Source organism: Bradyrhizobium sp. CCBAU 25338 (genome assembly GCF_028128965.1).
GTDB lineage: Bacteria > Pseudomonadota > Alphaproteobacteria > Rhizobiales > Xanthobacteraceae > Bradyrhizobium > Bradyrhizobium liaoningense.
The window spans coordinates 274,554-283,989 of the sequence record NZ_LFKY01000034.1; the positions used below are offsets into that span (position 1 = coordinate 274,554).

Sequence of the window (9,436 nt, forward strand, 5' to 3'; positions counted from 1 at the left end):
AGCGGCTTCGCACGCAAAGCAAGAACAGCAACGCGAAGGCTGCTGCCGGGAGAGGGTCATGAAATCGCCGATCTGCGACATGCTGGGCATCGAGTTCCCGCTGCTCGCTTTCAGCCATTGCCGCGACGTCGTTGCCGCCGTCAGCCGCGCCGGCGGCTTTGGCGTGCTGGGCGCGACCGTGCACACGCCGGAGACGCTCGAACGCGAGCTGACATGGATCGACGCGCATGTCGACGGCAAGCCCTACGGCATCGACGTGCTGATCCCCGAAAACATCTCGACCGCGGGCGAGAAGGACGTCACTTGGAAGAGCCTGGAAGCGCGGGTACCGCAAGAGCATCGCAACTATACGCGCGATCTCCTGAAGAAGTACGACATCGAACTCACCACCACGGAGGTCGCGGACGACCAGCCGCAGCCGTTCGATGCGAAGACGGCGCTTGAGCTGCTCGAAGTCTCTTTTCGTCATCCGATCCGCCTGATCGCCAACGCGCTGGGCGTGCCGCCGAAGGCGATGATCGAGATGGGCAGGAAACACAGCGTCCCCGTTGCGGCACTGGTCGGCGCCAAGGAGCACGCGCTACGCCAGGTCGCAGCCGGCGTCGACATCCTCGTGGTGCAGGGCACCGAGGCCGGCGGCCATTGCGGCGAGGTCTCGACCATGGTGCTGGTGCCGGAGGTGATCAAGGCAATCAAGACGATCCGCGACGTGCCGGTGCTGGCGGCCGGCGGCATCATGACGGGACGGCAGATGGCCGCCTGCATGGCGATGGGCGCGGCCGGCGCCTGGACAGGCTCGGTGTGGCTTGCGACCGTCGAGGCGGAGACCACGGAGATCTTTCGCGAGAAGATGATCGCGGCCTCCTCGCGCGACGCCGTGCGCTCGAAGGGCCGCACCGGCAAGCCGGCCCGGCAACTCCGCTCGGTCTGGACCGATGCCTGGGACCGTGCGCCCGAAAGCCCCGGTGCGCTGCCGATGCCGCTGCAAAGCATCATCAGCCGCGACGCCTTCCATTCGATCGACCGCGCGGCGGCAGGCGGCAACGCCAAAGCGCGCGATCTCGTGAGCTACTTCGTCGGCCAGGGCGTCGGCCTGGTCGACAGCGTGAAGTCGGCAGGCAGCGTGGTGCAGGAGTTCAAGGAAGAGTTTGCGGAGGCCGTCGAGCACATGAATGCGCTGGTGGCGGAGTAGGTGCAGACCCTCATGGTGAGGAGGCGCGCAAGCGCCGTCTCGAACCATGAGAGCCCGCGGCCCATCCTTCGAGACGCCTGCTTCGCAGGCTCCTGGATGAGGTCGAATATATCTGAGAGAGAAGAAGCAAGAACAATGACAATTTCCCCAGACCGCATCCCCGTCATCGTCGGCATCGGCGAGATCGTCGACCGCCCCAAGGAGATCACGGAAGGCCTGGAACCGCTCGATCTGCTCGAACAGGCGCTCCGGCGCGCCGAGGCCGATGCGGGCGCAAAACTGCTCGGCGAGGTGCAGTCGCTCGACGTCGTCAACTTCCTGAGCTGGCGTTATCGCGATCCGGAGCAGCTTTTGGCGCAACGGCTCGGGATCGCGCCTGCGCACTGCTATTACGGTCCGGTCGGCGGCGAGAGCCCGATCCGCTATATCCACGAGGCGGCAAAGCGCATCGCACGCGGCGAATGCAGCGTCGCGGCAGTCTGCGGGGCGGAGGCGCAGTCGACCGCGACCAAGGCGGAACGTGCGAGCGTCAAGCTGCCATGGACCCCGTTCGCGCATGATGTCGAGGAGCCCAAGCGCGGCGCGGCGTTCCAGAAGCCGCTGGCGGTCAAGCTCGGCGTATTCCGCCCCGTCACGGTCTATCCGTTCTATGAGGCGGCCTCCTCCGCGCATTGGGGCCAGACGCCGCGTGAGGCGATGGCGGAGTCCGGTGTGCTGTGGTCGCGCTATTCGGAAGCCGCCGCGCAAAATCCGAATGCCTGGCTGAAGCGGCGCTATGCGCCTGAAGAGATCACGACGCCGACCGCCGCCAACCGCCTGATCGCCTGGCCCTACAACAAGCTCATGGTCGCCAACCCGAGCGTCAACATGGGAGGCGCGCTGCTGCTCACCAGCCTTGCCAAGGCGCGCGCGGCCGGGATTCCCGAGAACAGGCTGGTCTACCCGCTCGGCGGCGCCTCGGCCGAAGAACCGCGTGATTATCTCCTGCGCGACCAGTTCTACGAGAGCCATCCGCAGAACGCGGTGCTGAAGGCCGTGATGGACCTCGCCGGCGGCGACGGCAGACAGTTCGACGCGATCGAGCTCTATAGCTGCTTCCCCTGCGTGCCCAAGATGGCGCGGCGGACGCTTGGCCTGGGCGCGGACGTGCAGCCGACCGTGACCGGCGGGCTCACCTTCTTCGGGGCGCCGCTCAACACCTACATGACGCATGCGGCCTGCGCGATGGTGCGGCGGCTGCGCGACGGCGCCGGGCTCGGCCTGCTCTACGGCCAGGGCGGCTTCGTCACCAAGCACCATGCGCTCGTTGTTTCGAAGACGGCGCCACGCGAAGCGTTGATTCAGGAGACGAGCGTGCAGGCCGAGGCCGACCGCAACAAGCGCGCGGTGCCGGAGTTCGTCACCGAAGCCGGAGGCAAAGGCAAGGTCGAGAGCTTTACGGTGCTCTATGGGCGCGGCGGCGATGTCGAGCACGGCGTGGTGATGCTGCGCACCGAAGATGACCGGCGCACGCTGGCGCGGATTCCGGCGAGCGATGCGGCGACGCTGGCGCACCTGCTCGACATGGATCGCACGCCGGTCGGCTCAATCGGCGAGATCGCGATGACCGCGGATGGCGTGCCGGAGTGGCGGCTGGCGTAAGCTCTCGTGTCCCGGACGCGGTGCGGCGCGAAGTGCCGCTCCGCAGAGCCGGGATCCAGCTTCGAGGAGAGATGGGCCCCGGCTCAGCAGCGCACCACTTCGTGGTGCGCTGCGTCCGGGGCACGGACCGTCCTAGCTCCTCGGCGCCTGCTTCTCGGACGCCGTTGCCGGCTTGCCTTTGGCGCCGGCCCCGACGACGCGAACCGCGTCGCCATCCGACAGACCATCCGGCGGGGCGGCGATGACGCGATCGTCCGGCGCGATACCCGACGCGAGCTCGATTTCGCGGCCGAGATCGCGCGCGATGGTGACCGGCTTGAACAGCACCTTGTCGTCCGCACCGACCGTCGCGACGCGCAGGCCGCTGCCGTTGAAGATCAGGGCGCTGGCGGGGATGCTGAGCGGCGCGGAGTCGCGCTGGAGGCTGAGCTTCACGCTGGCATAGCCGCCGGGCATCAACTCTCCTCTGGAATTGTCGAGCCCGAGCTGCATGCGCGTCGTCCCGGAGGCGACGTCGACGGCCTGCGATGAAGCCTCCACCGTCGCCTGAAAAGTCCGGTTGGGATATTCCGGCAGCGTGATGATCGCCTTGGCCCCGATCTTGATCGCCGGCACGTAATTCTGGGGCACGTTGACGTAGACGCGCAGCTTGGTGATGTCCGAGATCACGAACATCGCCGGGCCCGAGCCGCCGCCGGCATTGATGAGCGCGCCGACGTCGGTGTCGCGCGCGGTGACGACGCCGTCGAACGGCGCTGTGATCTTCTTGTAGCCGGCGAGCGCTTCCAGCCGCTCGACATTGGCCTGCCCCGAATTGACGGCGGCCTTCTTGTTGGAGAGATCGGCAGTGCGCTCGTCGATCTCCTGCGCGGAGACGAAGTTGGAGGCGACCAGCGTCTTGCGCCGGTTCAGCGTTGCTTCCGACAGCCTGGCGCTGGCCTGCTGGCTGGCGAGGTCGGCGCGGGCTTGCAGCAGCTGCTGATCGAGATCGGGCGCCTCGATCTCGGCAATCACCTGGCCGGCCTTGACGCGCGCGCCGATGTCGGCGCTCCAGCTCTTCAAATAGCCCGACACGCGCGCGAAGATCGGAGCCCGGTAGTAGGCTTCCAGCCGGCCCGGCAGCTCGATGGTGGCATTGAGGTCCTTGGCATTGGGCAGCGTCACCGCCACGCTGGGAACGGCCTGGTCGTCGGTCCATTCTTTCAGCTTGGAGCCCTGCTCCTCGCGGGCACGGATGCCGGTGCCGACGACAAGGCCTGCCGCAATCAGCGCCACCACGCCGAAGATGCCCAGTTTCCGGTGCGACACCGGGGAGCGGGGTTCAGTGGGCGACATGCGGAGTCTCCAATGAGGCGGCGGCTTTGGCGCCTTGTTTCTTGTGAACCATGCTGAACACCACGGGAACAAACATCAGCGTGGCGAATGTTGCAAAGATCAGGCCGCCGATCACGGCGCGGCCGAGCGGTGCATTCTGCTCGCCGCCCTCCCCCAGCCCCAGCGCCATTGGCGCCATGCCGATGATCATGGCGAGCGCGGTCATCAGCACCGGGCGGAACCGGACGAAGCCGGCTTCGAGCGCGGCGGCGATGGGATCGCCGAGGTCCTCGTAACGCTCGCGGGCAAAGGAGATCACGAGCACGCTGTTGGCGGTGGCAACGCCCATGCACATGATGGCGCCTGTCAGCGCCGGCACCGACAACGTGGTCTCGGTCATGAACAGCATCCAGACGATGCCGGCGAGCGCGGCCGGCAACGCGGTGATGATCACGAACGGGTCGGACCAGGACTGGAAGTTCACGACGATCAGGAAGTAGATCAGCACGACGGCCCCGAGCAGGCCGAACAGCAGGCCGGTGAAGGCGCTGTTCATGGTCTGCACCTGGCCGAGCAGCACCACGGACGAGCCCTTCGGCACCTCATTGGCGGTGTCGGCGATCAGCTGGCGGATGTCGGTGGCAATCGCGCCGAGATCGCGGCCCGAGGTCGTCGCAAAGATCTGCACCATGGACTGAATGTCGTATTGCGAGACGACCGCACTCGAGGTCGAGCGCTTGATGTCGGCGATGCCGCCGAGAATCGGCGACTGCGCGTTGCCGGCCGCGGTGATCGGCAGGGTCTGCAGCGCACTGAGCGAGTCGATCTGGTATTGCGGCGTCTGCATCACGATCGAGTAGGACACGCCGTTATCGGGGTTGAGATAGTAGGTCGGCGCCACCTGCGAGGAGCCGGCGAGATTGACCACCAGGCTGTTGGTGACGTCGCGCTCGGTCAGGCCGACATATTGCGCGCGGGTGCGGTCGACATCGATGTTGAAGGTCGGGTTGTTCGGCGACTGCTGGATGCGCGCATCGGCAACGCCGGGAATCTTGCGGACCTTCGCCAGCAGGCTGTTGGCATAAGCGAAATTCGCGCTGACATTGGCGCCGCGGATTTGCAGGTCGATCGGCGCCGGCGCGCCGAAATTCAGGATCTGGCTGACGATGTCGGCGGGCAGGAACGCGAAACTCACGCCGGGAAACAGGCGCGGCAATTGCTCGCGCAGCACGCGGACATGCTCTTCGGTCGGCTTGTGGCCTTCCTTCAGCTTGATCTGAATGTCGCCGTCCTGCGGGCCGATCACGCCGGTGTTGTTGTAGGTCATGTTGATGCCGGAGATCGGCATGCCGATGTTGTCGGTCATGGTCTCGATCTCGCCCGGGATCAGCTTGCGCACCGCCTTCTGGACATCGGCGAGCTGGTTCGCGGTCTCCTCGACTCGGGTGCCGACCTGGGTGCGGACATGCATCAGGATGTTGCCGGCATCGACGGATGGGAAGAAGTTGCGGCCGAGGAACGGCACCAGCGCGAAGGACGCGCCGACGATGCAGATGAAACCGATGACGAACACCGGCCGGTGCGCCAACGCCAGGCCAAGGAGGCCGCGATAACCACCGCGGATGCGCTCGAACCGCGTCTCGAAGCCACGTTGGAACCAGACCAGCGGATTGCGCGACTTCGGCGGCCCGCCCTCGTGATGGACATGCGCCTTGAGCAGATAGTTCGCCATGGTCGGCACCAGCGTGCGCGACAGGATGAACGACCAGATCATCGCGAACATCACGGCTTCCGCCATCGGCACGAACAGGAAGCGCGCGACGCCGGTGAGGAAGAACATCGGCACGAACACGATGCAGATGCAGAGCAGCGAAACGAAGGCCGGCGTCACGATCTGGTTGGCGCCGTCGAGGATGGACTGCTCGACCGGCTTGCCCTGCTCCAGATGGTAGTTGATGTTCTCGATCGTGACCGTGGCGTCGTCGACGAGGATGCCGACGGCGAGCGCGAGGCCGCCGAGCGTCATGATGTTCAGCGTCTCGCCGATCGCCGACAGCATGATGATGGCGCCCAGCACCGACAGCGGGATCGAGACCGCGATGATGATGGTCGAGCGCCAGCTGCCGAGGAACAGCAGGATCATGACGCTGGTGAGCAACGCCGCGATCACGCCCTCGAAGGCGACACCTTGAATCGCGCCGCGAACGAACACCGACTGATCACCGATGAAGCCGATCTTCAGTGCGTCGGGCAGCTGATCCTTGACGTCGATGACCTTCTGCTTGATGCCGGCGATGATATCGAGCGTCGAGGTCGCGCCCGCCTTCAGCACCATCATCAGCACCGAGCGGTTGCCGTCGACATGGACGATGTTGGTCTGCGGTGGATTGCCATCGCGCACCGTGGCGACGTCGCGCACATAGACCATGGCGCCGTTGACGGTCTTGATCGGCAGATTGCCGAGTTCGTCGATCCGGAGCGGCGAGTTGTTGAGCTGGATGTTGTACTCGAACTGGCCGATCTTCTGGGTGCCGACCGGTGTGATCAGATTCTGGGCGGCCAGCGCGTTGGCGACGTCCTGGCCCGAGAGGCCGCGGGCCTGGAGCGCGGTAGGATTGAGGTCGATCTGGACCTGGCGCTGCTTGCCGCCGAACGGATAGGGAATCGCCGCGCCCGGCACCGTGACCAAGGGCGTACGAAGCTGGTTGATGCCGATATCGGCGAGATTCTGCTCGGTGAGCCCGTCGCCCGACAGGGCCACCTGAATGATCGGCACGGTGGACGCCGAGTAGTTCAGGATCAAGGGTGGCGTCGCGCCCGGCGGCATCTGCTTGAGCAGCGTCTGCGAGATCGCGGTGACCTGCGCGTTGGCGGTACGGATGTCGACGTTGGGCTGGAAGAAGATCTTGATGATGCCAAAGCCGTTGTAGGAATTGGCGACGATATGCTCGATGTCGTTGACCGTGGTCGTCAGCGCGCGCTGGAACGGGGTGGTGATGCGGCCGGACATCTGGTCCGGCGGCAGCCCGGTGTACTGCCAGACCACGCCGATGACGGGAATACGGATATCCGGGAAGATGTCAGTCGGGGTTCGCAGCGCCGCGAGCGGTCCGATAATCAGCAGCAGCAGCGCCAGCACCACGAATGTATAAGGCCGGCTCAGGGCAATACGGACCAGAGCAATCATGCGCCAGGCAATTCCAGGTCAAGCGAGGATATGGAATCCGCCCCCACGGCGATCCCCTTCCCCCTTTACCTGAGCACCGCCGGAAACGCTAATCCCCGCCGGCTATCCCGCATTCACTTCCCTGCTACCGCACTGCGAAACCGACATCGCAGCCATGCGGCCGCGCGCCTCAGGCGGCGCGGACCGAGTTCAGGAACTTGCCGACCTCGAGCTTGAGGCGGTTGGAGTCACGCGACAGCATCTGCGCCGCAGTCAGCACCTGCGACGACGCCGAGCCGGTTTCGGACGCACCGCGCTGGACGTCGCCGACATTGGACGACACCTGCTGCGTTCCCCGGGCCGCTTCCTGAACGTTGCGCGCGATCTCCTGCGTCGCCGCGCCCTGCTGCTCGACGGCCGCTGCGATCGCCGAGGCGATCTCCGACAGACGCGCGATGGTGCCGCTGATCTCGCCGATGGCGCTGACGGAATCCTGCGTCGCCGCCTGAATGCCGCCGATCTGCTGGCCGATCTCGCCGGTGGCTTTGGCCGTTTGCTCGGCCAGCGCCTTGACCTCGGAGGCCACCACCGCGAAGCCGCGACCGGCCTCGCCCGCGCGCGCCGCCTCGATCGTGGCATTGAGCGCCAGCAGGTTGGTCTGGCCGGCAATCGCGTTGATGAGCTCCACGACGTCGCCGATCCGCGATGCGGCCCGCGACAATTCGCTGACACGTTCGGTGGTCGCGTGGGCCTGACTGACCGCCTCGTTCGCGATCCGGGAGGAATCCTGCACCTGCCGGCCGATCTCGCGCACCGAGGACGACATCTCTTCGGCGGCCGAAGCGACCGAATGGACATTGGTCGACGCTGCTTCCGAGCCGGTCGCGACCGCCGTCGCCAATTCCTGCGCCCGGCCCGCGGTCGAGGACAGCGTCGAGGCCGAGGCCTCGAGCTCGGTTGCGGCCGACGACACGGTCTCGACGATCTCGCCGATCGCGGCCTCGAAACCGTCGGCAAGCTTCGTCATGTCGGCTTTGCGCTGTCCTTCGGCCCGGCGCTGCACCGCCTGCACCTCGTCGCGGCTGAAGCGGATGATGGTTTGCACGGTTTGAAGGTTGCGCAGCGCCTCGCCGATCTCGTCGTCGCGCTCGATCACGATGCGGTTGTCGAACTTGTCCTGCACGAGGTTGATCAAAGTGTCATTGAGCTGCCGCATCGGCCCCCCGATCGCACGCATGGTTGCAAGGCCGGTGAAGCCGACGATGGCGGCACCGACGACAGCCAGCAGCGACAGGATCAGACCGGTCGAGCCGCCGGTGGAGAGCGCACCGCCGATGCCGAGCACGAGCATGAACAGCGCCTGGAGCACCATCGTCGTGACCAGGCGCGCCTTCAGCGTCCCGGTGAAGATGCTGAAGCGGTCGAGCAGCGAGCGGCGGCGGATGATGCCGGCGTCGATGCGATAGCCATGCGGCTTCTTCTCGCGGATTGCAGCGTAGACCTCCTCGGCGAGCTTGCGCTGGTCGGCCGGCAGCTTGGTGCGGATCGAGGTATAGCCCTTGACCTGACCGTTCTCGCGGATCGGCGAGGCCGTCGCCAGCACCCAGTAGAAGTCGCCGTTCTTGCGACGGTTCTTCACTGCGCCGAGCCAGGGCTTGCCGGCCTTCAGCGTGTCCCAGAGATTGTCGAACGCCTCCGGCGGCATGTCGGGGTGGCGGACGATGTTGTGCGGCTGGCCCATGAGTTCCGCTGACGTGAAACCGGCAGCGGCAATGAAATCCTCATTGAAGTAGGTGAGCTTGCCCTTGAGATCGGTTCGCGAAACGATCAGCGTCTCGTCACTGACGGGATATTCGACGGCCGTGACCGGAAAATTCTTGCGCATCGGATCCCCCAAAAAGACCGATTCAGTGTGAAATCATTTCAATGGGAACCCCGCCCCTTGCTGGGCTGCCCTCGCCCAACATTCGTAAATTCAGTTTAACCGTCCATGAAACGGCGCGCCCGTAAGATTACTGGCAAAGGCGCAGAATGCTTCCTTCAAGCGACATCATGCTACCGAAAGGAAGAGCGGCGCTTTCGGCGCCGCTCGGGGGCTTGATAGATGGACCGCGCTTTACGCA

General features: G+C 65.6%; 5 protein-coding genes. 2 read left to right on the forward strand and 3 right to left on the reverse strand.

The features are described from left to right. Nucleotides 1–58 precede the first annotated feature (58 nt). Entirely contained in the window at nucleotides 59–1,192 is a 1,134-nt protein-coding gene (locus ACM42_RS15180; RefSeq protein ID WP_271528684.1) for a nitronate monooxygenase, read from the forward strand. A gap of 135 nt (nucleotides 1,193–1,327) precedes the next feature. Then, on the forward strand, nucleotides 1,328–2,833 hold the full coding sequence (locus tag ACM42_RS15185) for an acetyl-CoA acetyltransferase (protein WP_271528685.1): 1,506 nt from the start codon (nucleotides 1,328–1,330) through the stop codon (nucleotides 2,831–2,833). Between the two features lie 132 nt (nucleotides 2,834–2,965). On the opposite strand, the gene ACM42_RS15190 is transcribed toward ACM42_RS15185, so the two are convergent. The 3 genes from ACM42_RS15190 to ACM42_RS15200 form a co-directional block, all read right to left on the reverse strand. After that, entirely contained in the window at nucleotides 2,966–4,168 is a 1,203-nt protein-coding gene (locus ACM42_RS15190; protein ID WP_271528686.1) for an efflux RND transporter periplasmic adaptor subunit, read from the reverse strand. Continuing rightward, nucleotides 4,155–7,334: an efflux RND transporter permease subunit gene (locus tag ACM42_RS15195; RefSeq protein WP_271528687.1), complete on the reverse strand. Its 3,180-nt coding sequence runs from the start codon at nucleotides 7,332–7,334 to the stop codon at nucleotides 4,155–4,157. Before ACM42_RS15195 ends, ACM42_RS15190 begins: the two co-directional genes overlap by 14 nt. Nucleotides 7,335–7,503: 169 nt before the next feature. Next, nucleotides 7,504–9,198 (reverse strand): methyl-accepting chemotaxis protein, encoded by a 1,695-nt coding sequence (locus ACM42_RS15200; protein ID WP_271528688.1) that lies wholly within the window; start codon nucleotides 9,196–9,198, stop codon nucleotides 7,504–7,506. Nucleotides 9,199–9,436 lie beyond the last annotated feature (238 nt).